Origin of the sequence: Janthinobacterium amylolyticum (genome assembly GCF_051380655.1) — a bacterium.
Taxonomy (GTDB): Bacteria; Pseudomonadota; Gammaproteobacteria; order Burkholderiales; family Burkholderiaceae_D; genus Janthinobacterium.
In genome coordinates, this window is record NZ_JBNYXL010000005.1 from 109,062 (window position 1) to 134,795 (window position 25,734).

The 25,734-nt window shown below is 63.9% G+C and carries 24 protein-coding genes; 5 read left to right on the forward strand and 19 right to left on the reverse strand.

The genetic code is table 11. From position 1 onward, the window contains the following. Positions 1-270, reverse strand: a complete 270-nt coding sequence (locus tag ACQ4WR_RS11970) for a MoaD/ThiS family protein (protein WP_436487442.1) — start codon at positions 268-270, stop codon at positions 1-3. A 103-nt stretch (positions 271-373) separates the two neighbouring features. On the opposite strand from ACQ4WR_RS11970, the gene ACQ4WR_RS11975 reads away from it, so the two are divergent. Then, positions 374-685 (forward strand): hypothetical protein, encoded by a 312-nt coding sequence (locus ACQ4WR_RS11975; protein ID WP_102295412.1) that lies wholly within the window; start codon positions 374-376, stop codon positions 683-685. A gap of 18 nt (positions 686-703) precedes the next feature. Here ACQ4WR_RS11975 and ACQ4WR_RS11980 read toward each other — a convergent pair whose 3' ends face one another. The 13 genes from ACQ4WR_RS11980 to ACQ4WR_RS12040 all read right to left on the reverse strand — a co-directional run bounded on the left by ACQ4WR_RS11980 (position 704) and on the right by ACQ4WR_RS12040 (position 15,086). After that, positions 704-2,380 carry an outer membrane protein assembly factor BamB family protein gene (locus ACQ4WR_RS11980; RefSeq protein WP_436487444.1) on the reverse strand — a complete coding sequence of 559 codons (1,677 nt, stop codon included), beginning with the start codon at positions 2,378-2,380 and terminating at the stop codon, positions 704-706. A 110-nt stretch (positions 2,381-2,490) separates the two neighbouring features. Beyond that, positions 2,491-2,787 carry a 2Fe-2S iron-sulfur cluster-binding protein gene (locus ACQ4WR_RS11985; RefSeq protein WP_436487446.1) on the reverse strand — a complete coding sequence of 99 codons (297 nt, stop codon included), beginning with the start codon at positions 2,785-2,787 and terminating at the stop codon, positions 2,491-2,493. A gap of 21 nt (positions 2,788-2,808) precedes the next feature. Further along, positions 2,809-3,960, reverse strand: coding sequence for a Gfo/Idh/MocA family protein (locus tag ACQ4WR_RS11990; RefSeq protein ID WP_436487448.1), 1,152 nt, complete (start codon positions 3,958-3,960; stop codon positions 2,809-2,811). Between the two features lie 9 nt (positions 3,961-3,969). After that, positions 3,970-5,022 (reverse strand): sugar phosphate isomerase/epimerase family protein, encoded by a 1,053-nt coding sequence (locus tag ACQ4WR_RS11995; RefSeq protein ID WP_102295420.1) that lies wholly within the window; start codon positions 5,020-5,022, stop codon positions 3,970-3,972. A 95-nt stretch (positions 5,023-5,117) separates the two neighbouring features. Continuing rightward, positions 5,118-6,086 carry a substrate-binding domain-containing protein gene (locus ACQ4WR_RS12000; protein WP_436487450.1) on the reverse strand — a complete coding sequence of 323 codons (969 nt, stop codon included), beginning with the start codon at positions 6,084-6,086 and terminating at the stop codon, positions 5,118-5,120. 61 nt (positions 6,087-6,147) lie between these two features. Continuing rightward, complete coding sequence (locus ACQ4WR_RS12005; protein ID WP_102295423.1) at positions 6,148-7,155, reverse strand: ABC transporter permease; 1,008 nt, start codon at positions 7,153-7,155, stop codon at positions 6,148-6,150. After that, on the reverse strand, positions 7,136-8,623 hold the full coding sequence (locus tag ACQ4WR_RS12010; protein WP_436487453.1) for a sugar ABC transporter ATP-binding protein: 1,488 nt from the start codon (positions 8,621-8,623) through the stop codon (positions 7,136-7,138). The genes ACQ4WR_RS12005 and ACQ4WR_RS12010 overlap by 20 nt, the downstream gene beginning before the upstream one ends. Further along, positions 8,623-9,648 carry a LacI family DNA-binding transcriptional regulator gene (locus ACQ4WR_RS12015; RefSeq protein WP_436487455.1) on the reverse strand — a complete coding sequence of 342 codons (1,026 nt, stop codon included), beginning with the start codon at positions 9,646-9,648 and terminating at the stop codon, positions 8,623-8,625. The genes ACQ4WR_RS12010 and ACQ4WR_RS12015 overlap by 1 nt, the downstream gene beginning before the upstream one ends. 216 nt (positions 9,649-9,864) lie before the next feature. After that, the gene (locus ACQ4WR_RS12020) at positions 9,865-10,776 is read right to left on the reverse strand and encodes a glycerophosphodiester phosphodiesterase (RefSeq protein ID WP_436487457.1); all 912 of its coding nucleotides are present in this window, start codon (positions 10,774-10,776) and stop codon (positions 9,865-9,867) included. Beyond that, on the reverse strand, positions 10,751-12,364 hold the full coding sequence (locus ACQ4WR_RS12025; protein WP_436487459.1) for a hypothetical protein: 1,614 nt from the start codon (positions 12,362-12,364) through the stop codon (positions 10,751-10,753). The genes ACQ4WR_RS12020 and ACQ4WR_RS12025 overlap by 26 nt, the downstream gene beginning before the upstream one ends. A gap of 1 nt (position 12,365) precedes the next feature. Next, positions 12,366-13,253: a hypothetical protein gene (locus ACQ4WR_RS12030; protein WP_436487461.1), complete on the reverse strand. Its 888-nt coding sequence runs from the start codon at positions 13,251-13,253 to the stop codon at positions 12,366-12,368. A gap of 25 nt (positions 13,254-13,278) precedes the next feature. Next, positions 13,279-14,310, reverse strand: a complete 1,032-nt coding sequence (locus tag ACQ4WR_RS12035; RefSeq protein ID WP_436487463.1) for a hypothetical protein — start codon at positions 14,308-14,310, stop codon at positions 13,279-13,281. Further along, entirely contained in the window at positions 14,307-15,086 is a 780-nt protein-coding gene (locus ACQ4WR_RS12040) for a hypothetical protein (RefSeq protein ID WP_436487465.1), read from the reverse strand. The genes ACQ4WR_RS12035 and ACQ4WR_RS12040 overlap by 4 nt, the downstream gene beginning before the upstream one ends. A gap of 172 nt (positions 15,087-15,258) precedes the next feature. On the opposite strand from ACQ4WR_RS12040, the gene ACQ4WR_RS12045 reads away from it, so the two are divergent. The 4 genes from ACQ4WR_RS12045 to ACQ4WR_RS12060 all read left to right on the forward strand — a co-directional run bounded on the left by ACQ4WR_RS12045 (position 15,259) and on the right by ACQ4WR_RS12060 (position 19,860). Then, positions 15,259-16,662, forward strand: coding sequence for a caspase family protein (locus tag ACQ4WR_RS12045; protein WP_436487467.1), 1,404 nt, complete (start codon positions 15,259-15,261; stop codon positions 16,660-16,662). Between the two features lie 85 nt (positions 16,663-16,747). Then, positions 16,748-17,572, forward strand: coding sequence for a hypothetical protein (locus tag ACQ4WR_RS12050; RefSeq protein WP_102292706.1), 825 nt, complete (start codon positions 16,748-16,750; stop codon positions 17,570-17,572). A 175-nt stretch (positions 17,573-17,747) separates the two neighbouring features. Beyond that, complete coding sequence (locus tag ACQ4WR_RS12055; RefSeq protein WP_436487469.1) at positions 17,748-18,479, forward strand: hypothetical protein; 732 nt, start codon at positions 17,748-17,750, stop codon at positions 18,477-18,479. Positions 18,480-18,594: 115 nt separating this feature from the next. Then, positions 18,595-19,860: a DUF6445 family protein gene (locus tag ACQ4WR_RS12060; protein ID WP_436487471.1), complete on the forward strand. Its 1,266-nt coding sequence runs from the start codon at positions 18,595-18,597 to the stop codon at positions 19,858-19,860. Positions 19,861-20,109: 249 nt separating this feature from the next. On the opposite strand, the gene ACQ4WR_RS12065 is transcribed toward ACQ4WR_RS12060, so the two are convergent. From ACQ4WR_RS12065 to ACQ4WR_RS12085, 5 genes are all read right to left on the reverse strand, one after another. Continuing rightward, a complete protein-coding gene (locus ACQ4WR_RS12065) occupies positions 20,110-21,051 on the reverse strand; it encodes a LysR family transcriptional regulator (RefSeq protein WP_102292709.1) in 942 nt (313 codons plus the stop codon). 95 nt (positions 21,052-21,146) lie between these two features. Next, on the reverse strand, positions 21,147-22,124 hold the full coding sequence (locus tag ACQ4WR_RS12070) for a glycoside hydrolase family 43 protein (RefSeq protein ID WP_436487474.1): 978 nt from the start codon (positions 22,122-22,124) through the stop codon (positions 21,147-21,149). A gap of 5 nt (positions 22,125-22,129) precedes the next feature. Next, the gene (gene yjfF / locus ACQ4WR_RS12075; protein ID WP_436487475.1) at positions 22,130-23,104 is read right to left on the reverse strand and encodes a galactofuranose ABC transporter, permease protein YjfF; all 975 of its coding nucleotides are present in this window, start codon (positions 23,102-23,104) and stop codon (positions 22,130-22,132) included. After that, entirely contained in the window at positions 23,101-24,192 is a 1,092-nt protein-coding gene (locus ACQ4WR_RS12080) for an ABC transporter permease (RefSeq protein WP_102292712.1), read from the reverse strand. The genes yjfF and ACQ4WR_RS12080 overlap by 4 nt, the downstream gene beginning before the upstream one ends. Continuing rightward, complete coding sequence (locus ACQ4WR_RS12085; RefSeq protein WP_436487477.1) at positions 24,189-25,730, reverse strand: sugar ABC transporter ATP-binding protein; 1,542 nt, start codon at positions 25,728-25,730, stop codon at positions 24,189-24,191. Before ACQ4WR_RS12085 ends, ACQ4WR_RS12080 begins: the two co-directional genes overlap by 4 nt. Positions 25,731-25,734: the final 4 nt, after the last annotated feature.

Here is a 25,734-nt window from a genome sequence, read left to right on the forward strand (position 1 = left end):
TCAACCTCCGGAAAGTGCTTGCAAGATATACACCTGGCTGTCCGGCCGCAAGGCGTCATCCAGCACGCGCCGTTCGCGGCAGCGCACGCCATCGATGAAGATCACCACGTTGGGACGCAGGGCGCCCTGCTCGTCGAGCACATAGCCGCGCAGGCGCGGCTGCTGCGCAAAGGCGGTATCAAGCGCGGCGCGCAGGCGTGGCGCCGCCACGTCCACCGTGGGGACGTCCATAAAGCGTGCCAGTTGCCGGGTAAAATGCAGTTGCGCCATGCTGCCCTTCGACGTCGTCGGCCTGGACTCATTCTAGTCCGCTTTGCGGATGATGCAATGGCGCATGCCCTACAATGCAGGCAAGCACACAAGGAGGCCAGGCATGACGATTACCCCGGAAGAACTAGCGGTGCTGATGCAGGAAGTGGAAGTGGCCGATCCCATCGACTTTGCCGACCTGCCCTTCAACGAGCAGGAACTGCGCGGGCTGATCGCCAACCACCTGTGCGAGATGGCCGACGCCATGGAAAGTTTCAGCCCGGAAGACCGCAACCTGGCCTTGCTGGCCGTGGCGGCCAAGCTGGTGCTGGAAAACCTGGTGCTGCACGTGCAGCTGCTGCGCCGCCACGGCTTGCCCGTGGGCGACAGCGTGGAGGCGCTGTTGCAGCGGCTCAAGGGCGGTAGCCAGCCCTAGCGGGCCACCGCCCCGCCGTTACTGCAGGTTGATGGCCGTCAAATAGCCGATATTGCTGCCAGACACACCTTGCGCCGAGCGGATATACAGCACCCCATTGCGCGACAACGACAGGGTGCCGCTCAGGCGATAGGTCCATGCCGCCTGGCGGCTGGCCAGATCGAGCGCATGGGTGTGCTTGCCGCCAGCTATAAACAGCAGGTTGTTGGTCACGATCAAGTCGCCATTGAGTGCCTCTTCGCCCACGCTGGCCAGCGGCCAGGTCCACAACACGGCGCCGTCGCTGACGTTGCGCGCCTCGATCACCTTGCCACTGTCGTTGCCCACATAAATCACGCCGCGCGCCACCACGGGCTGGGTGGTGAAGCGGCCGCTGACCGTCCAGCGCACGCTGCGGCTGCCCGCGTCGACCAGGCTCAAGCTGTTGTCGACCGACTTGCCTGGATACGGCCGCTGGTTCAGCAGCAGCACGCTATTGTCATCGACCAGCACGGGCGCCTGGCGCAAGGAGCTCTTGCCAGTGCCACCGATTACCTGGCCCGGCACGGCCACGCTGAAACGCTTGCTGCCGTCGGCAATATTGAAGGCCGTCAAGGTACCTGCCGCATTGCTATAGACGGTGCCGGCATTGACGGCAGGCGTCCATTCGTCCACATTGCCCAGCTTGGGCAAGTCCAGGCTCGTCGACCAGCGGTTCTGTCCCGTCGTCGCATCCAGCCGCATCACGTCATTATTGCCGCCGAGATAGGCATTCCCGTCGAACAAGGTCGGCGCCGTCAGCTGCGAGGTGGCGACCAGGAGCCCGTTGGTATTGGGCTGCCGGACCACGGCCAGCCTGGCGCCGGACTGCGCATTGAAGGTATAGGCATCGTTAATCCCTGCCATGACCAGCCGGTTGCCTGCCACGCCAGGCGCGCCCAGCACGTCGCCCAGCTTCAGCTCCGTTTGCCACGCCGCGGTAGCATCGGTTTCCGACAGGGCCGACAAGCGGTAGGTGTAGATGTATTTGAATCGCTCGGCGCTATCGTCTATGGCCACTTCTTCATTGAAATACACGTAACCATTCGCCGTGACCAGCGGACTGATTCTGGTGCTGACGCCGTTGATGCTTGCCGTGCTCTTCCATGACCAGCGGCGCGTAAATTTGCTCGCGTCCAGCGTGGCGGGCACGAAGCCCGTGTGCGCTGCATTACCGTTGTAGCCCTCCCAGTCGGTGGCGCCGGACAGCTGGCGCAGGGGCGACAGGGTGCCCTTCATGCCCACCACCGTGATGCTGTAGCTGGCTGTGCGCGGCTGGTAATTGGGCGTGCCGGGAAAGGGGCTGACGAGAACGGAAAAATCCACCGTCCCTGTGTACGTGCCTTCTGCCAGGCCCGGCTTGACGCTGAAGTCCATCAGCCAGGAACCATCAGGCTGCTTGACACGGTTGACCGAATCGAACACTTTGCTGCCTGCGGACGGCTTTTCCTCCCACAGTGGCCGCTGGTCCGTCACCTTGGCGTAAAGCATCACGGTCGCCTGGACCTTGTTGCAGGTTTCACCCGGCTGCTGCACGCAATTGAGATTGACCTGCGACAAATTCATCGCCTGTTCCGGCGATTCGCCCCCGCCGCCGCACGCGGCCAGGGACAGGAAACCAAGCACGGTTAACGGGTATGCAGCGATCCGCAGCCGCGCTGTCAAGAAAGTAGTCATGCCATGTCCAGGTTGCGTTTCATTTCCTCCACGATAGAGGTGAACTTGAAACTCTGGCCATCTTTATAACATGGAAACCAGCCCAAAATCTCACACAATCTCACCGGGCGCTAGGCCTGCTTGCGCACGGCGCGCGCCTGCAATGACACATCGCTTTCCGCCACGGCCACGCAGGGCAGGATGTAGCCATCGAGGCGTTCATCGGGACTGATGCCGGGCCAGTCCACCGTGTAGCGCACCTTGCCCTCTGGCATATGGCAGATGCAGGTGCGGCAGGTGCCGTTGCGGCAGGAGCTGAGCAGGCGGATGCCGGCCAGCTCGGCGGCGGCCAGCAAGGTTGTGCCCGCCTCGGCCGGGAATTGCCAGCCTTGCGGGACGATGGTGATGGTGAAAGTAGGGGTGGTCAAGGGCGTGCTCATGCGCCCAGTTTAACAGTCCGCCAGCGCCGTCCAGCTGGCACCCGCCGCATGGCTGCGCAGCACGGCTTCGGCAAAGGCCAGTCCCGCCACGCCATCGTTGACAGTGGGCAGCCAGCTGGCTTCCCTGGGCACGGGCAAGCCCGCCTGCAGCGCGCGGATGGCCAGGGCGGCATCCAGATACAGCTGCGCGAACGCTTCCAGATAGCCTTCCGGATGGCCAGCCGGCACCCGCGTGGCGTGGCGCGCGGCCGCACTGTCGACCCGGCCCGGACGCAACAGCTGGCGGTTGCCGCCCTGCGGCGTGCACCACAGCTGGTTCGGCTGTTCCTGGTCGAAATCCAGCTGCGCCTTGCTGCCGAACAGGCGCAGGCGCACCGTGTTTTCGCAACCGGTCGCCACCTGGCTGGCCCACAGGGTGCCCTTGGCTCCGTTGGCATAGCGCAGCATCACTTGCACGTGGTCATCGAGGCTACGGTTCGGTACAAACGTCGACAGTTCCGCCAGCACGGCCTGCGGCGTCAATCCGCTGACGAATTGCGCCAGGTGGTAGGCATGCAAGCCGACGTCGAGCAGGGTGCCGCCAGGCCCGGCTTTCAGCGGGTCGTTGTGCCAGTTGCCTTCGCTCATGCCTCCTGCAATGATCGCGTCGGCCAGCCAGTCCTGCGAATACTCGACTTGCACGAGGCGCAACTCACCGATCTCGCCCGCCTCGACCATGGCTTTCGCATGGCGCAAGAGCGGATAGCCGCTGTAGGTATGCGTGAGCGCAAACAGCAGGTTTTTTTGCTCGGCCAGCGCCGCCAGTGCCTGGCCTTCCGCCAGAGAGATGCCCAGCGGCTTGTCGCAGATCACGTGGATGCCCGCCTGCATGAAAGCCGTGGCGACGGGCGCGTGCAGGTGATTCGGCGTGACGATGGCCACGGCCTCGACGCCGTCCGCCCTGGCCGCCTCCGCCTGCGCCATGGCGCGGTAGTCGCTGTAGCAGCGCTCTGGCGCCAGGTGCAACGCGGCGCCGCTGTCGCGGGCGCGCTGCGGATCGGACGACAGGGCACCCGCCACCAGTTCGTACTGGTCATCGATGCGCGCCGCGATGCGGTGCACGGCACCGATGAACGCGCCCTGCCCGCCCCCTACCATGCCCAGCCGTAAACGTCGCTGCATGTCGTCTCCTTATTTCAAGCCAAGCAAGTGATGAATTTGATCCTGGTCAACCGCGCTGCCTGCAAAATCGTCGAACGCGTGTTCGGCCACGTGGATGATGTGCTCGCGGATGAAACGCGCCCCTTCAGCCGCGCCATCTTCCGGGTGCTTCAGGCAGCACTCCCACTCCAGCACGGCCCAGCCCGGGAAATCGTACTGCGCCATCTTGGAAAAGATCGCTTTGAAGTCGATCTGCCCATCGCCCAGCGAGCGGAAGCGGCCGGCCCGGTCTTGCCAGTCGGCATAACCGCCATACACGCCCTGGCGCCCGTTGGGCCGGAATTCCGCATCCTTGACGTGAAACGCCTTGATGCGCGCGTGATAGATGTCGATGAAAGCCAGGTAGTCGAGCTGCTGCAGCACGAAGTGGCTGGGGTCGTACAAGATCGAGGCGCGCGGGTGATCGTTGACGGCGGCAAGAAAACGCTCGAAAGTCACGCCGTCATGCAAATCCTCGCCTGGATGCAGCTCATAGCAAAGGTCCACGCCCGCCGCGTCGAATGCATCGAGGATGGGCAGCCAGCGCTTGGCCAGTTCGGCGAACGCCGTTTCCACCAGGCCGGCCGGACGCTGCGGCCACGGGTACAGATACGGCCAGGCCAGCGCGCCGGAAAACGTCACGTGCGCCGTCAAGCCCAGCCTCTGCGAGGCGCTAGCCGCCCACAGCAGTTGCTGCGTGGCCCAGGCCGTGCGCGCAGCCGTATCGCCACGCACATGTTCGGGCGCAAAGCCGTCGAACAGCGCGTCGTAGGCGGGATGCACGGCGATCAGCTGGCCCTGCAAATGCGTCGACAGTTCCGTCACCTGCAAGCCATGGCGCGCCAGCAAGGCTGTCACATCATCGCAATACTGCTGGCTGGCCGCCGCCTGTTCCAGGTCAAACAGGCGCGGCGCCGTCGGCAGTTGCAAGCCCTTGTAGCCCAGGCCGGCCGCCCATTGCGCCAGGTGTTCGAGCGAATCGAACGGCGGCGCATCGCCGAGAAACTGGGCCAGGAAAATGGCCGGGCCCTGGATGGTTTTCATGGGTATCCTGTAAAAATTAACCCTTGAGGCAAAGTGCCGGGGTGGGACCCTCAGGGTCCGCCCCCGGATTCTTGCCCTTCGGGTTATGACTTAAATCAAAAAGGCGAGTTCGGAAAGTAAAACTGCTTGGCATTCTCGCGCGTGATCAGCACCGAGGGGATGATCGTGTTGGCCGGCAATTTATCACCTTTCAGGCGCGCTTCCGTCGTCAGTTTGATGGCGTCGTACATGAACTTCGGCGAGTACGACACATCGGCGACGATCAGCGGGTCGGAGCCGTCCATGATCTTTTTCACGGCGCCCTTGGCGCCCGCACCGCCGAACACTTGCTTGATGTCCGTGCGCTTGGCTTGCGCGATGGCTTTTTGCACGCCGATGGCCATGTCGTCATCGGCGGCCCAGACGGCGTCGATGTGCTTGAAGCGGGTCAGATAATCCTGCATGACCTTGAAGGCATCGTCGCGGTTCCAGTTGCCGTACTTGGCGTCCAGCACCTTGATCTCGGGATGGCCTTTCATGACGGCACTGAACGCGTCAAAGCGCTCGTTGTCCAGGGTGGTCGGCATGCCGCGCAGCACGACGATATTGCCCTTGCCATTCAGGCTTTTCGCCAGGTACTCGGCCGGCAGCTTGCCAAACGCCGTGTTGTCGCCGGCGATGTAGGCATCCTGCGACTGCGTGTTCGTCAAGCCGCGGTCGACCACCGTCACGTACACGCCCTTGTTTTTCACTTGCGCCACGGGCTGCGTCAGCGAGGCCGACTCGATGGGGAAGATCACCAAGGTGTTGATCTTATTCACCGTCAACATGTCCTGCAGCTGGTTCGCCTGTTCGGGCGCCGTGGCGGCCGTCTTGACGATGATTTTCAGCCCCGGATGCGCTTTCTCAAGTTCCGCCTTGGCCTGGTTCGCCCACCAGACGATGCCGGAAGTAAAGCTGTGCGTGGCCGTGGGAATGGCCACGCCGACTACCAGCTTCTCCGCCGCCTGCGCGTGCCCCATCGGCAGCGCCCACGCCTGCATCACCAGCACTGCCATCCCTGCTACCCGTCTAAAGCTCTTCATGCTGCTCTCCTCCAAGGTTGTGGGCGCCCGTTGGCTGCCCTTTCAGAACGCCGCTCTTGTTTTATTTGCGGCCTCGCTGCAGGAAGGCGACGGCGATGATCACCACGCCTTGCACTGCGGCATTCAGGTAGACACTGATGATGCTGGTCAAATTCAGGATATTGCTGATCACGGACAAGAGGATGGCGCCGATCACGGTGCCGACGATGCGCCCCTCTCCCCCCTTCAGCGCCGTGCCGCCGACGACGACGGCGGCGATGGCTTCGAGTTCCCACAGCAGGCCCGTGGTCGGCGTGGCCGAGCCCAGGCGCGGCACGTACAGCACCGTGGCGATGCCCACGCAGACGCCCAGCAGCATGTAGGTGGCAATCTTGACCCGGTCGACATTGATGGCCGCATAGCGCGCCACTTGCTCGTTGGAACCAATCGCCTGCACATGGCGGCCAAAGGTCGTACGGTTGAGGATGATGGCGCCGGCCGCCGCAACGAACAGAAAGATCCAGATGGGTATCGGCGCGCCCAGCACGCTCGTGTAGTAGACGGGGCTGTACAGCTCGGACAGGGTAGCGTCCAGGGTCAGCGCGCCGCCGTCCGCCAGGTAGGTGAGCACTGCGCGGAAGATGCCGAGCGTGCCCAGCGTCACGATGAACGGTTCGATATTTCCCTTGCTGATCAACAAGCCATGCATCAGGCCAAAACCGGCGCCCAGGACCAGGGCCATGGCAATGCCCAGCACCAGCATGGTGATGGGCGCCAGGTCGCCGCCCGCGCCTTGCGCCAGCGCATTCATGAAATAGATCATGCAGCCGGCGATCAGGGCCGCCATCGAGCCGACGGACAAATCGATGCCACCGGAAATAATCACGAAAGTCATGCCGACGGCGATGATGCCGATAAACGCCGTGCGCGTGAGCACGTTCATCAGGTTGTCGACAGTGGCGAAGTCGCCATTGAGCAAGGTGCCCGCGATGCACAGAGATAACAGGCCCAGCACGGGGCCAAAGCCCTTGATGCGCGCGCCGAATTGGGCCAGGGGGGATACGCTCGTATCAGTGCGTGCCGGTTGCATGGGCAATCAACTCCTCTTCAGTCAGGTGGTCAGCAGACAGGGTGGCCTGCAAGGTGCCGGCGCGCATCACGGCGACCCGGTGGCACAGGCCGATCAATTCGATCAGTTCGGATGAAATCACGATCACGGCACGCCCTTCGGCGGCCAGGCGGTGGATCAGGAAATATATGTCGCGCTTGGCGCCCACGTCCACGCCACGGCTCGGCTCGTCCAGCACGACGACACGCGGGTCAGAGTGCAGGTATTTCGCCAGCGCCAGCTTTTGCTGGTTGCCACCCGACAGCATGCGCGCGCGGCTGTCCAGGTCGCCCGTGCGGATATTGAAGTCCGCCACGGCCTTGGCCAGCGCCGCTTTTTCCCCTGCCACATCGAGCCACGGCCGCGCATAGCGCTCCATCGTCATCATGGTGAGGTTTTCACGCAAGCCCAGGTTCACGTGCAAGCCCTTGCCCTTGCGGTCTTCGCTCAGATACGTCATGCCGTGCTGCATGGCTTGCTTGGGGGTGCGGATATCCACGGGCTGGCCATTGAGATGGATCACACCCGCGCTGCGCGGACGCAAGCCCAGCAAGGCCTCGAACGATTCCGTGCGCCCCGCGCCCACCAGGCCCGCAAAGCCCAATACCTCGCCGGCGCGCACCTCGAACGACAGCTCTTTCGCCCAGCCGGGCACGCACAAGCCCTGCACTTTCAGCAACACGGGAGCGTCTTTCAACAGCACCACTTTGGCCGGGAACATGTCGGACAATTCGCGTCCCACCATCAGGTTCGCCATCTGCTGGCGCGTGAGGCTGGCCGTCGGCTCGCGCGTGACAAAACGCCCGTCGCGCATGACGATGACCTCGTCCGTGTTGCGCTCGACTTCATCGAGCTTGTGGGAAATGTAGAGGATGGTCACGCCGTCCGCTTTCAGCTGCGCCATCACGGCAAACAAACGCTGGGTTTCCGAAGACGTCAGGGTGGCGGTCGGCTCATCCATGATCAGGAAGCGGGCGCGGCGCGACAGGGCCTTGGCGATTTCCACCAGCTGTTTCTCGGCGACGATGAGGTCGCGGATTTTTGTATCGGGCGAGACGTCCAGGCCCACCTGTTTCAGATAGCGCGACGCCTCTTCCCCCATGGCGGCCTCGTCCAACAGCCAGCCGCGCGTCTTTTCATGGCCCAAGAACATGTTTTGCGCCACCGTCAGGTGTTCGGCCAGGTTGAATTCCTGGTGGATCAGCACGATGCCAGCCGACTCCGCCGCGCGCGAACTGGCAAAGCGCTGGGGCTGGCCATCGATCAGCAATTGCCCTTCGCTCACGCCTTCGTAGCCGGCGAGAATTTTCATCAGGGTCGACTTGCCGGCGCCATTTTCGCCCAGCAAGCCATACACGCGCCCCGGCGACAGGGTAAAACTGACGCCATGCAAAACGCGCACGGGGCCGAAATCCTTGCAGACCCCTTCAAAACCGACGGCAACGCTCACTATGCACTCCCTCGCAAAATTAACTGGTGTTGCAGCAGCACGCCAGGCACACTGGCCGCCGGGTCCGCCAGCCGTTGCAGCAGCAGGCGCGCCGCCGTCTCGCCCAGCTCGCGCATCGGTTGCGCAATCGTCGTGAGGCCGGGATCGATCTGCGCGGCAATGGCGATATCGTCGAAGCCGATCACGGCCACGTCCTGCGGCACGCGCTTGCCCAGCTGCCGCAGCGCGCTCAGCACGCCGATGGCCAGGGTGTCGGAGACGGCAAAGATGGCCGTCGGCGCATCGGGCTGCGCCATCATGTCCAGCGCCGCCTGCGTGCCGGCCGCATAGTCGAGGCTTTGCACCGTGTGCACCCACTGCGGCTGCACGGGCTGGCCGGCCGCCGCCAGCGTGTCCAGGTAGCCTTGCTGGCGTTGCCGCGCGTACAGGTAGCGCTCGTCCGAATTGATCAGGCCGATGCGCGTGTGGCCGCGCGCCAGCAGATGCGCGACGGCGTCGGAGGCGGCGCGGTGGTTGTCGATGCCGACATAGGGCACGGCCACGCCGGGGTCGAATTCGCAGCACGCCACCCATGGCAGGCTGGCGGACTCATGCGACAGCGCATGCTGCACCGTGTCCGGATCGAGGCAGATGGCGCCATCGGCGCGGTGCATGCGCAGCAAGTCGAAATACGAGCGCTCGCGCCCGGCGTCGGCGCCCGTGTCGCACAGCAAGACGAAATAGCCATGCTCGCGCGCCACCGTGTCGATGCCGCGCACGATCTGCGCATAGAACGGGTTGCCCACGTCGGGCACCATGGTCAGCAGCATGCGGCTCTCCGCCGTGCGCAGGCTGCGCGCCAGGTGGTTCATGCGGTAGCCCAGCGCGGCCACCGACGCCAGCACCTTGTCGCGCGTGGGCGCCCGTACCCCGCTCTGCTCATTCATCACGCGCGAGACAGTGGCCACCGACACCCCCGCATGCGCGGCAACGGCGCTGATGGAGACGGTTTCAGTCGGTAACGGCGAAGGAACGGCTGCTGGCATGGTGCTCTTCAATAAAATGTAATCGATTACATTTATAAGCCAGCGGCGCTCCTGATGCAAACATTATCGATGTTGCGGTGCGCAAAAAACAGGCAGGAAATGCACAGGCAAGGCGCAAAAATCGGCCCGATGCGAACCGTCAAACGCTGCCGTGCAGAGCAAGGGAATGGCGTCTGCTGCACGGCAAAATGGCCGCGCAACAGGCCAGGGAAAAACTTATTTGAGCATGCCGCAAAAGGTCTCGGGATTGCCGTCGAGAATCACGCCGCTGGGCCAGCGGTGGCTGCGCTGCTGCGCCCGCAACAGGGAGGCCGCCAGCGCCGAGTCGCCATCGACGGCGTAGACGAAGACGGGCATGTTCAGGGTGGCCGCGTCGGCCAGCAGGTTCGGATTCGCGTCGAGGCTGCGCGCATCCACGTGCACGCCAACGGGCATGCCGATCTGCTTTTGCACGCGCTGCAGCCAGGGCTTGTCCAGCTTGGGCGCGCGGGCATTTTTCGCCAGGTAGCGGCTGACCCGGTTGGTGCCGGCCGCCTGCGCATTGCGCGCGTCAAACACCAGCAAGCCAAGGTAGCCCTGCGGGTCGGCGCGGCGCGCGCATGCCAGGTTGTTCGGCACGCCCGAGGTCAAAAACCAGTTGCCGTGTTTGATACCGCCGCGCAATTGCGCCACCAGCGCGCCGATCGGCGCACACGAGGGCACGACATCCTTGATTTCCGCATTCAAGGTCTTGCCGGGAAAGGCCGTGGCCAGGTCGGCGATATCGGTGACGAACGGCGGCGTTTCCGGCGTGGCCACGCCACGGTTCTTCATGCTGGCGGCGCGCCAGTCGTCCGCCGTCAATTGTTTCACGGTACGGGGCGAACCCGTATCGACCACCCTGCCCGTCAACAGGTCGTGGTGCACGACCCAGTTGCCGTCGCCCAGCAATTGCAAATCCGTCTCGACACCGTCCCAGGTGCCGAAATAGGTGTTGCGCAGGGCGCTCAGCGAGTTTTCCGGCGCATTGCCGGCGCCACGGTGGGCGTGGACCTTCATGCCCTGGCAATCGGCGTGCACGGCCGTGCTGACCATGCACAGCAGCAAGGCCAGCGCGGCCGCCTTATTTTTGTCCCGGATGATAGCCATAGTGAATTCCTTGCAAAACATGAATGCGGATCGCTTCGTTGACGGGGTAGCTGTAGCCCTGGCCCACGGCCACCACGTGCGTGATATTGGCGAGAATGGCCTTGCCGGCGATGTTCCAGCGCGTGCTGTCGGGCTCGGGCTGGCGCGTCCAGTCCAGCATTTGCGTAAACAGCTCGCTGCGCGTGACGTTATTGTCGAGCACCGACAAGATACCCCAGGTGCCCGCGAAGGCCGTCGCCAGCACGCCCGTGGCGATCCAGGCGGAACGGCGGCTCAGCTGGCCATCGCCCCCGGCCTGCTCGCCGCGGCGCATGGCCAGCAGCAATAATACGACGGTGGCGATCAGGTACAGCAATTTCGAGAAGTGGCCGATGGCCCCCAGCAGCGAGAAGAACAGGGCCACGGGCGGCACGATGGCGGCGCGCGCCGCTTCCTTGCCCTCGTGGAAGAACCTGCCGCCCGGCTCGAAATCCGTGCGGCTGGCGCGGTACTCCACCAGCTTTTCCGCCGTCTGGCGGTCGAGGAACTGGTCGAACAGACGGCCGAACTCGGCCGGATTCGCATACGCGGCCTGCACCGTGGCGCCGGCCGGCAATTTCAAGGCGTCGCGCAATTCCGCCTGCACGCCCGGTCGGGCGACAAAGGCGGCAAACGGCAGGCCCGGCGGGATGCGTTCGCCACGCAGCGTGACGCCTTTGCTGGCCGCCTCGGCCGTGTAGCGGCGCTTCACGGCGGCGCGGAAGCCCCGCTCATCGTCGGTTTTCCAGTTCGCGGGCACGGGCACTTTCTTGCGCACATTGCTGACCACGGCCGCCTGGCGCCGCATCGGCACCGAATGCGGCTGCCAGCCCCGCCGCGACAGGCTGTTGCGGTATTCTTCCCACGACGATTGCTGCTTGGCGCGCAAGCCGGCATCGCTATCGGGAATGATGCCCGCATACAATTCCCACTTGCCGGCCAGTTCGCGCATGGCCTCCTGGTATTTGTCATAGTAGCCGGATGGCCCGCCGGCCACCTGGCGCACATTGGCGCGCACCAATTGCTCCTTGGCCGGCCCCATGCGCTCATCGAGGTGCTTGACGGACACGGCCAGGAAGGGGAAGAGCGCCAGGAACGACTTGCCTTCCGGTTTCGCGAACAGGGTGGGATCGTCGACCAGGCCCTGCAGCTGCAAGCTGCCGCCTACCAGCGAGCGCTGCAGCAAGGTGGTATTGAAGGCCATGCGGCGAAATTCCGCATCGCGCGTATTGACCAGCACGTTCACCGTGGTTTTCAGCACGCCGAAGACGACACCGGCCGTGACCACGCAGCAGACGATGATCTTCAACCAGCCGGGGCCGCTGCCGCCCTTGCCGCCATTTTTCAGGCGCCGGCGCCACATCAGCTGCAGCACCACCAGCGCGGCGGCGATGCCCGACAGGCTGCGGCCATAAAACTCCACGCCTTCCACGTCTTCCGGCTTGACGTTGCCACCCACCACGTCGAGCAGGCGGGCATTGAAGCCCAGCTCGAAGCACAAATACACGATCGTCAGGACGATCAGGATCAAAGTCTGCCGGATTTGCAGACTGCGCAAACTTGCGGCCATCTTATTTCCTCAAGTCCAGAACAACGGGCTTGATTTCTTCCGTCTGGAAACTCATGGCGGCCGGCACGCGCGATGCGCTGTCGGCGGCGCGCGCGGCCGGCGCCGTCATGGCGGGGGCGGACGGCACCGTGCGTGCCGGCGCTGCTGCTTCCTGCGCCACCTGGCGGCGGTTGCGGCTGGCGGCGCGGCTAGTGGTTTTTGGCGCCGGCGCGCTGGCCGGCGCGGCCGCTGGCGGCGCGGGGATCACACGCCCGCCGTTGCCTTCGCTGCCGGGCAGGTTGGCAATGACGGGGCCGGTGGCGCGCAAGGCGTCGTCGGCAAACGGCTGCGCGCGCGTATCGACGCCCGGCGGCACGGGTACGCTGGCGTTGAGCAAACGGCTGTCCGTGTAGACCATGCGCGACAGCCGGTTGTAGTTGGGGAAATCGATATTCAGCGAACGGCCATCGGCTGCCAGTTCCACGCGGGGGCGGTCCTTGCAGTTGCCCACCGTCCACTGCAGCACGTCCGTGCCCTGGAAGGCCAGCACTTCATAGCGGTAGGCGCAGCCGCGCTCCTGCGTTTCGACGATCACCACGGTGCGCTCGCCCACGTTTTCCACGCGCGCCACGCGGGCCGTGACAGCCTTGTCCAGCGGCACGACACGGAACGCCTGCGACAGCTTGATCGAATACTTGCCTTTCGGATCCTTGCGCAAGGTGCCTTCCGTGCCGTCGCGCAAGCGGAAGGTGGACACCGGGGTGCCGAACAGCTCGGCCGTATCCAGGCCTACCATCACGCCGCCACGGCCATTCGGCGTCATGGCGCAGCCCGTCAACAGGACGCCGGCGGCCACGCCAGCGATCCACTTGCGCCAGTGCGCGGATGCAAAATTTTTATACGTTGCCATGCTTGATAACTTTCTCTTATTAAATTCAGGGATTGACGACGGCCAGCGGATTACCCGGGCCTGGCGGCGGCAAGACTTTCTGGCGGTCGCGCGACAGCAGGGTGAAGGCACCCAGGGTGTCCGGTCCGGCAACGATTTCCAGCTGCTCGCGCTGCAGCCAGGTGCGGATCTCCGCCTCTGTTGCATCGGCGCGGAACAGCACGCGCAGGCGCACGCCCGTCTCGACGCCGCTGCCGCCGCTGCGGAATTCCGCATTGCCGACCACGGCCTGCTCTTTCGGCAGGAACAGCCAGGCCGACTGCACCACCATCACGCTGGCGGCCACGACCGTGACAATCTTCAGCCAGCGGTTCGCATTGGCCGCCTGCACCGGTTTCACGGGCACGACGGTATCGCTCGCCGGCGTGGCCACGGTAATCTGCAATTGCTGCAGCCCCTGGCGCAGTAATTGCCGGTAGGCCACGCGGCCATCCTTGCCCAGTTCGCTCGACAAGGGCGTGCCAGTCAGCGCATAGTCGCCGCCGGGCAAGGCCACGCGGGCGATCACGCCGGGCGCCGCCGTGGCGCCATTCGCGCGGCCATGCGTTTCCAGCCAGCGCGCCGCCTGCACGCGTTCCTGGCTGAACATGCCCAGGCAGGCGCCCAGGTCCGTCACGGCCACGCTCAGCGGCATGTCGCACAGCACCAGGCCGGCGCGCGGATCGACGGGCGCGTCGCGCGCCTCGACCACCAGGCCGCAGGCGTCCGCATACGCTGTGTCCGGCGTGACGAGCCAGCCGCGCCAGCGCTGCCGCGTGCTGTCCCAGGCATCGAGCAGCACGGCGCCAAAGCCGGGACAGCGCGCCAGCAGGTGGATTTGTCCGCCGGCGATGGGCCGCGCAGCCAGCGGCGCGGCGTCGCTGCGGCGCGCAAAGCGTTGCTGCACGTGTTCCGGCACGGCGACGCCGCGCCAGTCGGGGGTGGCGCCGGCCACCTCGCCGTCCAGCATGTCGACTGACGATGGAGGAGACGGCAGGCGCGCGGCAACGATGGCCAGCGTGGGCGTCAATGCATTCATGCCGAAGGCCTTTCATCGGGGTTCGAGGGAGTGGACGCGGGGTCCATGTGCAGGGATAACGCGGCCAGGCACAAAATATCCAAAACTATTTGCGCCGCCTGCAGGTCGCGTGCCGCCAGGCCATCGCCCACGCGCAATTTGAGCAGGTTCAAGACCCAGCTGCCCAGCAGGGTGGCGCGGTGGGCCGGTTCGACCACCTGGCGCCCCGCGCTATTGGCCTCGCCCTTCTGCTTGTGCACCAGGCCCAGCTTGCCGCCGTGGTAATGCGCCGACGCGATCTGTTCGGCCAGTTCCTTGACGGGCATGCCGCCGCAGCCGCAATGGCGCAGCAGCAAGATCAAGTCATGCGGCAAGGTCGTGATGAACAGGTCGGCCGCGTCGCGCACTTGCAGTGGCGTCAGCTGGTAGTCGCGCAGCGGCTCGGCATAAGAGTCGGGCGCCTGCAGGTCGCAGCCCTCTTGCGCATCGGCATCGTCGTCATCGCGCTGCTTGCGCAGCTGGTCGATGATGAAGCGCTTGAAGTACAGGAACAGGGCGCCCACGTGATGGGGCGCCGCATCGCTGTCGCCGTGCAGGACTTTTTCAATGAAGAACTGGTGCCGCAGGTCGGCCAGGGACTCGCCCAGCGATGCAGCCTCGCGCGGGCGGCATGGCGTCAGCGCGGCGATGACGCGCTGGTAAAACTCGCCCAGTTCGCCTTGCGTCAGCTGCTGGCGGCGGGTCCAGAAAGCATGAATAGGTTCAAATTGTTCCGATTGCACAGCCGGTCCGATCATGTGTGGGGGCGGCGCGCGCCACTGGCCGGAAGCAAGGCTCGCCGGTAAAGAAGAAATACGCTGGACAACAAGACAAACTTGTCAGTCAGGTAAAATGCATTCGAGCAATTTTCTCATACCACACTGGAAATCGCTAACTTTTGTTACTTCCACGACAATTTCCGAGCCGCCGATGCAACGCCTGATTCCCTTGTTCCTGAGCCTGTTCTGTTTACTTTGCGCCAACCTGGCGCAGGCCGCCGTGCAGGCCAGCGCGCCAGCGGCCCCCGGCAAGCGCATCGCGCTGGTGATCGGCAATGCCGCGTATCCGCAGCCATTGTTGAACCCCGTCAACGATGCGCGCGCCATGGCCGAACGCTTGCGCCGCCTGGGCTTTGAAGTGCTGCTGCGCACGGACATCACGGCGGCGCAATTACAACAGGCCTCGGCGCAATTTTCCACGCAGGCGCGCGGCGCCGACATCGCCCTGGTGTTTTACGCGGGCCACGGCGCGCAGGCAGGCGAAGCGAACTATGTGCTGCCGCTGGGCGCGAACATGAACGCGCTGAGCGCGTCGGCCATTGCCGCGCAGGGCGTGTCCGTTTCCAGCCTGGCGGGCGACCTGCAGCGCACGGGCGCGCGCGGCGCCGTGCTGATCCTCGACGCCTGCCGCCAGGAATATACGCGCGGCGGTGCCACCGTGCCTGTGCCCGGCGGCAGCAATGCGGCCAGCCACGGCTTTGCCGACACGCAAGCGCCGCGCGGCGTGGTGATCGCCTATTCGGCCGGCCCCGGCGCCCTGGCGCGCGATTTCTGGTCGCCCGATTCGCGCAACAGCCCGTACACCAGCGCCCTGCTCGACGCGCTCGATGCACCGGGCTTGCCCATGGGCGATGTATTTTCGCAAGTGGCGGCCAGGGTTGCCGCCATGACGCACGACGTGCAAAAACCGCGCGTGTCGTTCGGCGAAACGTCGGCGCGCCTGGTGCTGAACATGGGCAGCGGCAAGGGCGTCAGCCAGCCAGCACCTGGTGTGCTGGCCGCAGGCAACAGCGGCATGCGCGCTCCGGCGCCCGCGCCAGCCCCGGTGCCCCCGGCGGTGGCCAGCACGGCCCCCAGTGCGAAAGTGTGGCCAGGCAATGTGCTGCAAGAGATCAACTATGAAATCCGCATGCAGATCGCGGCACGGCCGTTTCCCCGCCAGCAGCTGGAAAAGCGCGCACGCACGGGCGACCTGGTCGCGCTGACGGCGCTCGGCTACGGCATCGGCGGCGGCGACGCCGGCATCAAGCAGCCGAAGGCGGGCATGCAGTGGCTGGAAAAAGCCGCCGCCAAGGACTTTCCCATCGCCCAGACCTATCTGGCGGAATTGCTGATGGTCAAGGGCGACCCGGCCTCGTTGAAACGCGCGGGCGTGCTGCTCGACGCCGCATCGCAGGCCGGCTACAGCCCCGCCCATGCGTATAAATTCGACCTGGCGCGGCGCACGGGCGCGCCGCCGCAGGACGCGGCACGCCACTTGCAGGACGCCTTCATGGGCTTGATGAAGGATTACCAGGGCGCCGCCAAGGACCTGATGCAGCCGCCCAAAAAATAATCTGAAAAAATTTTGTATTTCCCTGAGCTGCCCCCGTTATCCGTGGGTACATGCAATAAAGCATGACAGCTCTCAGGGAAATTCCATGCACGCATCCAGCCCAGCAGCAAGCAGCGCCACGCAACGTGGCCGTATCCTCGCCTATCAGCCCAGCGGACAAGGTTCCGTCAGCGTGGCAGGCATTCAACATGCGTTCGACGTGGCCACGCACTGGCGCTCGGACGTGGCGCCCGCCATCAACGCCGTCGTCGACGTGCGCTTTGACGATACAGGCAGCCTCGACACCGTCAGCGCCGTGGCGACACAGCAACTGGCGCAGGAAGAAATGGCCGGCGCGGCGAAACTGGCGCGCGAAAAAAGCCAGCAGCTGTGGGGCCGGGCCGTGTCCGCCCTGGGCATCAAGGTGCTGGCCAGCCTGGGCGTCCTGATCGCCGGCGCCTTTATCTTCAACACCATCGGCATCCGCCTGTTCGCCAGCGTCTCGCGCACCTACTGGCAGCTGCTGGGCCTGTCCGCCGACAGCCTGGAGAGCTTTGCCCGCGATGGCGGCGGCGGTTTTACCTCCGCACAATTTTTCTTCCTGCTGGCCATTGCCGGATGCTTCGCCACCATGGCCAGCAGCCACCCGAAAGCGGCGCTGGGCAAGTGCGCTCCTTTGCTGTTCATCGTCATCCACAGCAGCTTGCTGTTCATCAAGATCAAGGGCGCCGTCAGCGATGCGGGCAGCGCCATGGGCGGCATCATGGGCACCCGCGCGGCCCGCATGGCAGAGCAGATGGCCAGCGAAATGCTGGGCCAGGTCTGGCAAGGACTCTCGTTCGGCATCGGTTTTTACCTGGTGCTGGCCGCATCCATCGTCCTGGCCGCTTACGGCGTGGGCGAATACAAACGCTTGGGAGGCAAGCACTGAAAACCTACTGCGCAGCCCACTTCCGGGTCGGCGTTGCTCACCGTACATAAAGTACGGTTCCGCTACTCAACCCGGCATTGGGCTTGCTCGCTACGGTTTTCAGCGCTGCCGTGACTTTCACAACCCTAAAAATTAACACCGTCACTACCTTTTAACTGATCTTAAAGGAAATATCATGAACCGCACCCTCCCCGCCCTGCTCGCCATCGCCGTCCTCCTGTCCGCCTGCGGCAAAACGGATAACGCCGCACCAGCGGCCTCCGCCCCCGTCGCCGCGAATGTCGCCGACCTGGCCGCCAAGGCGCAAGTGAAGGCGGCCGCCGCCAGCCTGCCGCAAGCGGACGCCGCCACGCCAACATCGAGCTATGTCGACATCACCAGCGGCAACCAGTTGATGTACAGCTACCTCGCCCTGTCCGGCGTGCCGCCCGACTACGCGGCCGTGGCGCAGCGCATCTCGCGCGAATATGCGGGCAGCAACGATGCCTTCCGCAAACAGGAAGTGCTCGACGCCCTGAAACCGCAGATCGACGCCAAGGTCAATGAGGCGAAAACCAAGCGCTACCTGCGCTATCAGATCAACGGCCAGGGCGCGCTGTCGCCGTACGCGATGGACAAGGCCGCCTTCCCCGCCAAGTTCGCCGAAGCGGGCACGTATTACTACATGTACGACAACGGCGACTACAAGCTGGCGTTCACGAATGGCGATGGCTACTCGCTGCTGAAAGTGGACCAGGACGCGGCCCGCAAGATCGAAGCGGCGCGCAGCGGCTACAAGGACTTTGCCATCATCGTGTATGCCTACGCCCAGGAAGCGGACATGGCCAGCAACCAGGTCAAGGCGCAGATCGTCAAGGTGGCGATCAAGCTGAATGGGGAAGAAATTCCCGTTCAACAAGCGATGTAAGCCCAAGGTCAGGTAGCGGGGTCGAACCCTGAGGGGCCGACCCCGGCCTTCGTTTTGGGTTCACGACCTCGCCACTTGCAGTTACACTATTCGCCAACGACATCGAGAGTGAGACATGGGCGAACAGACACTGGCGGAACAACAGCTGGCCAAGGGCCGGCAACTGCAGCAGCAAGGCAAGCTGATCGAGGCGATCAACGCCTACCAGGCGGCCTACAAGCAGGACCCGGCCCTGGCCGAAGCGCAGCATTTCCAGGGCCTGGCGATGCTGGAGCTGGGCCAGGGCACCATCGGCCTGGGCCTGTTAAAACTGTCGCTCAAGCAGCAGCCGGACAATGCCCTGTTCCACTACAACCTGGGCAATGTGCTGCGCGGCACGGGCAGCGCAGCGGCGCTGGCCAGCTATGCCACGGCGGCGCGGCTGGCCCCGCACGAGCACGATTTCGCCATCAGCCATGCGGAATTGCTGCTGGGGAAACAGCACCTGCAGGAAACCATCGCCGAACTGGAACGCGCCCACGCGCTGCGCCCGCAACGCTGGCAAACCCTGCAGGGCCTGGCCGAGCTGTACTACCGCACGGGGCAGCAGGAACTGGCGCTGGCCCGCTACGCGCAAGCCCTGGCGCTGCACCCGGCGCTGGCGGACAGCTGCCGCATCGGCTTTGCCCACCCTGCGCCAGCGGGCAGCGAACAGTCCAGCGTGCCGGAGGTGGCCGCCGGGCTGCAAGACTTCCTGCGCGAAACAGACCTGCACATCCTCGACGATTTCCTGCCCGACCCGGCCGCCTGGCGCGCGCAGGCGTTGACGCTGCCGTTCGCGCAGCAGCGCTATGCGGGACAGAACTATCCGGGCAGCCAGACGGATGGCCAGCCGAGTCAAGCCATCATGGAACGCATCGCCACGGCGCTAGGCCGCCCCATCCGTTTCATCTCGCCCGACAACGGCTCCTACCGCCTCAGCTATGCGGACGCCATGGCGCGCACGGATATCCACGTGGACAACGAGACGGGCAACAATTTCAATTTCTACGCGGGCGTGCTGTATTTGAACCCGCCCGAGCAGTGCCAGGGCGGCACCACCTTCTGGCGCCACCAGCCCAGCGGCTGGTACCGGAGACTACCGGAGGCCGACGTGAAAGCGGGTGGCTACGCCAGCTTCAAGGATTTCCAAAAACGCTGGCTGCCAAACAGCACAGTGCAGAAATTCAATGACCTGCAGGAACAGCGCGACAGTTGGCAAGCGCTGCTGGAAGTACCCATGCGCCACAACCGCCTGATCGTCTACAAGGGACACTACTTTCACTCGATCAGCAATGTGTTTGGCGACACGCCGGAGAATGGCCGCCTGGTGCAGCTGTTCTTCTTTGAAGTGCCCGATTGAGCATGCTGCGCGGGCATTGTCGGATTACGCCCTGCGGGCTAATCCGACCTACCTGTTACCGTGCCATCCGCAGGTCGGATTAGCGGAACGCGCAATCCGACACAGCTCCTACAGCGACAATTCAACACATGTCCGCAGCAGTGGTGCGCACAGACACAAGCACCACGGCATCGATTCAATACATGTGGTTGTTGACCGTCGGTCGGATTAGCGGAACGCGTAATCCGACACAGCTCCCACAGCGACGATTCAGTACATGTCAGCGGCCGTGGCGCGTACGGCTTTTAACAGCATATCCGCCCCGGGCGACAGCAAATGATCCTGCTGGCGGATGATGCCGAAGGCATCCATCTTGCACGGCAGTTCGATCGGCAGGATGCTCAGCACGTTCAGGGATGCGTAGTAGTGCGCCACTTCCGTCGGCATCACGTGCAGGGAATCCGTCTGCTGCAGCAAGGACGTGATCAGGAGCAAGGCGGTCGTGTCGACGACGTCGACAGGCGGTTCCAGGCTGGCGCGGCGGAACATCATGTCGAAGCGGTGGCGCAGGATGCTGCCTTGCGGCGGCAAGATCCACGGCTGGCCCGCCAGGTCTTTCAGTTGCAGATTCTTGCGCGATAGCAGCGGATGGCCATTGCGCGCCACGGCGCTGGCCGGCTCTTCCGTCAATTCCTCGTAGATCAGCCCTGCGCTGCTTTCCTTTTCCAGGATGCGCCCGATCATGAAGTCGAGGGTACCGTGCTGCAGCATGTCCATCAGGGTATTACTGTGCTCGAGGTGCACGCCGATGCGCATCAGCGGCGCCTGCTGCTTGATGCGCGCAATGGCGCGCGGCAACAAGGCCATGGCCGGCGTCATGATGACCCCCACTTCCACCTGGCCCGTCAGGCCCGACTTCAGGGCCACGATGTCGTCATGCGCCAGCGACAGGCTGGTCAAGGCCATGCGCGCGTGGCGTATCATCGTCTCGCCGTAGATGGTCGGCTCCATGCCGCGCGGCAAGCGGTCGAACAGGCGCACGTCGAGCATCTCTTCCAGATCCTTGATTTGCTTGGACGCGGCCGGCTGCGTCATGTGCAACTCTTCCGCCGCGCGATGGATGTTGCGCTGCTCGTCAAGGGCGATCAGCAGCAGCAATTGCCGCGTCTTCAGGCGGGCTCGCAAGAACCAGTTGGGGTTGAGGGTATCCATGAATAAATCATATCATGATCGATATCAGTTTCTAGCTGATACCGATATTATAGATATCGGTATTTCTCCTTTTTGTACGTGAAAACAACGCCTGCTTAACCGGCCTTGCAGGCCGCGCCGGGGTTCGCCGCCGGACCCTGCTGCGTCTGGTGGATGAACTCGATGGTGCCGTCCGGCTTGTATTTCAGTTCTTCCACGGCGACAGAGCGGCGGTATTCGCCGCCACCGGGCAATTTATCGTTGTGATAGAAGATGTAGGACTTGCCGTTGAACTCGATGATGGCCTGGTGAATGGTTTTCACCACGGCGTTCTTGTCCATGATGGTGCCGCGGAAATGCCACGGACCCGTGGGCGTCGGCCCCGTCGAATACGCCGTTTCTTCCGGGAAGTTGCGCGAGTACGACAGGTAATACGTGCCCGCATGCTTGTGCATGTACGCCGCTTCCGTAAACGCATCCATGCCGAAGGTGAGGATCGGGCCGTCCAGCTCCGTCATGTTGGCTTTCAGCTTCGCATACTTCAAGACCGTGTTGCCCCAGTAAATATAGGCCTGGCCATCCGTATCGATGAAGACGGCCGGGTCGATATCGTCCCAAGGAATGGCCGTCTGCTTCGTCATGTCGTTGGTGATCAGGGCGCTGCCGCGCGCGTCGACGAACGGGCCTGTCGGGCTGTCGGACACGGCTACGCCGATGGCTTTGCCGGGGATGCTTTTATGGTCGACGGTCGAGTAGAAATAATACTTGCTGCCGCGCTTGACGATGTCGCCGGCCCACGCATCTTTTCCCGCCCAGGCAAAGGTGGAAAAGCGCACGGGCGAGCCGTGATCCGTCCAGTTCGCCATGTCGCACGACGAATACACGCGCCATTCATGCATGCGGTAATCCGTGTCCGTGGCGCTGGCTTCATCGTGGCCCACGTACAGATAGACTCTGCCATTGTCGACCAGCGCGGCCGGGTCGCCCGTGTAGATATTTTTCACGATCGGATTGGCCGCCTGCGCGCCGAATGTGGCGCAGGCGAGCGCTGCCGCCATGCCGATGGCCGCGGCACGTGTTTTTTGCTTCAACATAAAAGTTAACTCCCGTTGGTATTTTTCTGGCCCATGGCCATCAGTCTTTGCACGACGCAAAAGACAAACAGCAGGCCGCCGATGACGATCTTCGTCCACCAGGAACTGAGCGTGCCGTCAAAGGCGATCAGGGTCTGGATGGTGCCCAGCACCAGCACGCCGGACAGGGCGCCGGCCACATAGCCGTAGCCGCCGCTGAGCAAGGTGCCGCCGATGACGACGGCGGCGATCGCGTCCAGTTCCGTGCCCTGCGCATGCAAGCCATAGCCGGACAGCATGTAGAAGGCGAACAGCACGCCACCCAGCGAGGCGCAGAAGCCGCTGAAGGCGTAGATCAGCACCTTGGTGCGGCCCACTGGCAAGCCCATCATCAGGCCCGACTGTTCATTGCCGCCGATCGCGTACACGGCGCGGCCGAACGGCGTGGCGTGCGCCAGCCAGATGGCCAGCAGCAAGGTCGCCACGGCAATCACCACGCCCGGCGAGACAAAGCCGCCCAGGAAGCTCAGCTGGGTCTGCGACATGGCAACGAACAGCGGGTCGTCGATGGTGATGGAATTGATGCTGATCAGGTAGCACAGGCCCCGTGCCAGAAACATGCCGGCCAGGGTGACGATGAAAGGCTGCAACTTGAAATAATGGATCAGCGCGCCCATGCTGGCGCCAAACACGGCACCCAGCGCCAGCACGGTGGCGATCACCAGGGTCGGCGGCCAGTGCGCCACGTTGAGCAGCCAGGCGGCAATCATGGTCGACAGGGCCAGCACGGAGCCGACGGACAAATCGATGCCGCCGGAAACAATCACGAAGCTCATGCCGACGGCGATCACCAGCAAAAAGGCGTTATCGATCAACAAGTTAAAAATGACTTGCGTCGACAGCAGGCCAGGGTAGGCGGCGCCTCCCAGGCCCAGCATCACCACCAGCAGCAGGACAGTGACGAGCGAGGTGAAATACGGGGTGTGCAGCAAGCCCTTCATGCTTTTCTCCGATGCAGCAATTGCTTGAATTCCGACGATTGCGACAGGCAGACGAGGAAGACGACGACCGACTTGACGACCATGTTCACTTCCGGCGGCACGCCCAGCGAATAGATGGTGTAGGTCAGGGTCTGGATGATGAGGGCGCCGATCATGCTGCCCACCAGGCTGAACTTGCCGCCGGCTAAGGAAGTACCGCCCAAGGTGACGGCCAGGATGGCGTCGAGTTCCAGCATCAGGCCCGCGTTGTTCGCGTCGGCGCTCTTGATGTTCGAACTGATCATCAGGCCCGACAGGCCCGCGCAGGCGGCGCAAAAGACGTAGACAAAAAAGATCAGCGTGGCCGTCTTAATGCCCGCCAGACGCGCGGCGACGGGGTTGATGCCGACGGCCTGGATGAACAGGCCCAAGGCGGTCTTGCGCATCAGCACGGCCGTGATGATGAACACGGCAGCGACGAGGAACAGGGAAAACGGCAAGCCGAACAGATAGCCGCTGCCAATGAAGAAGAAGGGCTGGTAGTAGACGGTGACGATCTGGCCATCCGTCAGCAGTTGCGCCAGGCCACGCCCGGCCACCATCAGGATCAGGGTGGCGACGATGGGCTGCAAGCCCAGGCCCGCCACCAGCACGCCATTCCAGGCGCCGCACAGCAGGGCCGCGCCCAGGGCCGCCGCCAGCGCCCAGCCCATGGGAATGTTGCTCACATAGGTGGGCACGCCGTTGTCCATCACCATGGTGCCGCCGATCAGCATGGCGGCCACGGTGCCGGACAGGGCCACGACGGCACCGACGGAAATGTCGATGCCGCGCGTGGCGATGACGAGGGTCATGCCCAGCGCCGCCAGCATCAGCGGCGCGGCGCGGTTGACGATGTCGATCACGCTGCCGTACAGGTGGCCATCGCGCACTTCCAGGTGGAAAAAGCCGGGGATGGCGAAGAAATCGACCAGCAGCAGCAAAAACAGCGCGGCCAGGGGCCGGCTCAATGGATGATGTAAAACGCTATGCACAATGGAGGAATCCGTGGTGGAGGCCGCCCGTACCGCCTCGATGGGCGCCGCGGACGGCGGTGTGGTCATGCTCATGCTGTCTCTCCGGCGATCACTTGCAGCACGGAACTGTCGTCAAGCTCGCCACGCGCATAGTCGCCGCAGGCCTTGCGGTCGCGCATGACGAGAATGCGGTCGCTGCAGCGCAGCACTTCCGGCAATTCGGACGAGATGAACAAAATTGCCATGCCCTTGCGGCACAGCTTGCTGACATAGCTCATGATTTCCTGCTTGGCGCGCACGTCGATTCCGCGCGTCGGTTCATCGAGGATCAGCATGGTCGGCGAGGTCACCAGCCAGCGCGCCAGCAAGGCTTTCTGTTGATTACCGCCAGACAAGCTGCCGATCGGCGTCTCGATGCTGGCCGTCTTGATGCCCAGCGCCTTCACATATTCATCGGCCAGCGCCTGCTGGCGCTTGAAGGGAATGGCGCGCAGCAAGCCCGTGCGGGCCTGCAAGGCAAGAATGATGTTTTCGCGCACGGAGAGCGACAAGATCGCTCCTTCGTGCTTGCGGTCTTCCGAGCAAAAGCCGATGTCGGCCGCAATCGCATCGCGCGGCACGCTGAAGTGGCGCGGCTTGCCATGCACCATGATGCTGCCGGAGTCGGCCTTGTCGGCGCCAAACAGCAGCCGCGCCAGTTCCGTGCGGCCCGAGCCCAGCAAGCCGGCCAGGCCCAGCAATTCACCCTGGCGGATGTGGAAATCCATGGGCAGCAAGGCGCCCTTGCGGCCCAGTCCCTGCGCTTCCAGCACCGTGGGACCAAAGCTGGCCGCGCCCGCTTCCTGCGCCAGGTTCAGCTCTTGCTCCTGCGTATCGGCTGCCACGCCGATCATTTTATTCACCAGCGCCAGGCGCGACAGTTCGCTGCACGCATACTCGCCTTCGCGCTCGCCATTGCGCATGACGGTGATGCGGTCGGAAATGGCGTAGGTCTGGTCGAGGAAGTGCGTCACGAACAGAATCGCCATGCCCTGCTCGCGCAGGCGGCGCAGCACGGAAAACAGCAGATTGACTTCCGCCTCGTCGAGGCTGGACGTGGGTTCGTCCAGGATCAGCACGCGTGCGGAAATATTCAGCGCGCGCGAAATGGCCACCATTTGCTGAATGGCCAGCGGAAAGCTGGACAGTTGCGCCGTGACATCGATATCGATCTGCAATTGCTGCAGCAAGGCACGCGCCTGCTGCTGCATGCTGCGCCAGTCGATGCCGCCGAAGCGGCGCGGATAGCGGCCGATAAAAATGTTTTCCGCCACCGACAGGTTCGGGCACAGATTGACTTCCTGGTACACGGTGCTGATGCCGAGCAGCTGCGCATCCGAGGTGGACGCCGGGGCGATCGGCTTGCCGTCGAGCAGGATCTGGCCGCTGTCGGGCGTGTACACGCCCGTCAGCACCTTGATCAGCGTCGACTTGCCGGCGCCATTTTGCCCCATCAGGGTATGCACTTCGCCCGGATACAGGCGCAGGGCGACATTGCTGAGGGCTTTGACGCCGGGAAAGGATTTACTGATGCCGCGCAACTCCAGCAAGGGAGCTGGCGCGGCGTCTTGATGCGCTTGCGTATTCATCATGCGG

Excerpts from the sequence above, each read along its gene's own strand:
- ACQ4WR_RS12070 (WP_436487474.1), bottom strand. The coding sequence starts at position 22,124 with ATGTTGAAGCAAAAAACACGTGCCGCGGCCATCGGCATGGCGGCAGCG.
- ACQ4WR_RS12005 (WP_102295423.1), bottom strand. The coding sequence starts at position 7,155 with ATGCAACCGGCACGCACTGATACGAGCGTATCCCCCCTGGCCCAATTC.
- ACQ4WR_RS12035 (WP_436487463.1), bottom strand. The coding sequence starts at position 14,310 with ATGAATGCATTGACGCCCACGCTGGCCATCGTTGCCGCGCGCCTGCCG.
- ACQ4WR_RS12055 (WP_436487469.1), top strand. The coding sequence starts at position 17,748 with ATGAACCGCACCCTCCCCGCCCTGCTCGCCATCGCCGTCCTCCTGTCC.
- ACQ4WR_RS11995 (WP_102295420.1), bottom strand. The coding sequence starts at position 5,022 with ATGAAAACCATCCAGGGCCCGGCCATTTTCCTGGCCCAGTTTCTCGGC.
- ACQ4WR_RS12000 (WP_436487450.1), bottom strand. The coding sequence starts at position 6,086 with ATGAAGAGCTTTAGACGGGTAGCAGGGATGGCAGTGCTGGTGATGCAG.
- ACQ4WR_RS12015 (WP_436487455.1), bottom strand. The coding sequence starts at position 9,648 with ATGCCAGCAGCCGTTCCTTCGCCGTTACCGACTGAAACCGTCTCCATC.
- ACQ4WR_RS12065 (WP_102292709.1), bottom strand. The coding sequence starts at position 21,051 with ATGGATACCCTCAACCCCAACTGGTTCTTGCGAGCCCGCCTGAAGACG.
- ACQ4WR_RS12040 (WP_436487465.1), bottom strand. The coding sequence starts at position 15,086 with ATGATCGGACCGGCTGTGCAATCGGAACAATTTGAACCTATTCATGCT.
- ACQ4WR_RS12045 (WP_436487467.1), top strand. The coding sequence starts at position 15,259 with ATGCAACGCCTGATTCCCTTGTTCCTGAGCCTGTTCTGTTTACTTTGC.
- ACQ4WR_RS12020 (WP_436487457.1), bottom strand. The coding sequence starts at position 10,776 with ATGGCTATCATCCGGGACAAAAATAAGGCGGCCGCGCTGGCCTTGCTG.
- ACQ4WR_RS11970 (WP_436487442.1), bottom strand. The coding sequence starts at position 270 with ATGGCGCAACTGCATTTTACCCGGCAACTGGCACGCTTTATGGACGTC.
- ACQ4WR_RS12085 (WP_436487477.1), bottom strand. The coding sequence starts at position 25,730 with ATGATGAATACGCAAGCGCATCAAGACGCCGCGCCAGCTCCCTTGCTG.
- ACQ4WR_RS11975 (WP_102295412.1), top strand. The coding sequence starts at position 374 with ATGACGATTACCCCGGAAGAACTAGCGGTGCTGATGCAGGAAGTGGAA.
- ACQ4WR_RS12050 (WP_102292706.1), top strand. The coding sequence starts at position 16,748 with ATGCACGCATCCAGCCCAGCAGCAAGCAGCGCCACGCAACGTGGCCGT.
- ACQ4WR_RS12060 (WP_436487471.1), top strand. The coding sequence starts at position 18,595 with ATGGGCGAACAGACACTGGCGGAACAACAGCTGGCCAAGGGCCGGCAA.
- ACQ4WR_RS11990 (WP_436487448.1), bottom strand. The coding sequence starts at position 3,960 with ATGCAGCGACGTTTACGGCTGGGCATGGTAGGGGGCGGGCAGGGCGCG.
- ACQ4WR_RS12080 (WP_102292712.1), bottom strand. The coding sequence starts at position 24,192 with ATGAGCATGACCACACCGCCGTCCGCGGCGCCCATCGAGGCGGTACGG.
- yjfF (WP_436487475.1), bottom strand. The coding sequence starts at position 23,104 with ATGAAGGGCTTGCTGCACACCCCGTATTTCACCTCGCTCGTCACTGTC.
- ACQ4WR_RS12030 (WP_436487461.1), bottom strand. The coding sequence starts at position 13,253 with ATGGCAACGTATAAAAATTTTGCATCCGCGCACTGGCGCAAGTGGATC.
- ACQ4WR_RS12025 (WP_436487459.1), bottom strand. The coding sequence starts at position 12,364 with ATGGCCGCAAGTTTGCGCAGTCTGCAAATCCGGCAGACTTTGATCCTG.
- ACQ4WR_RS11980 (WP_436487444.1), bottom strand. The coding sequence starts at position 2,380 with ATGACTACTTTCTTGACAGCGCGGCTGCGGATCGCTGCATACCCGTTA.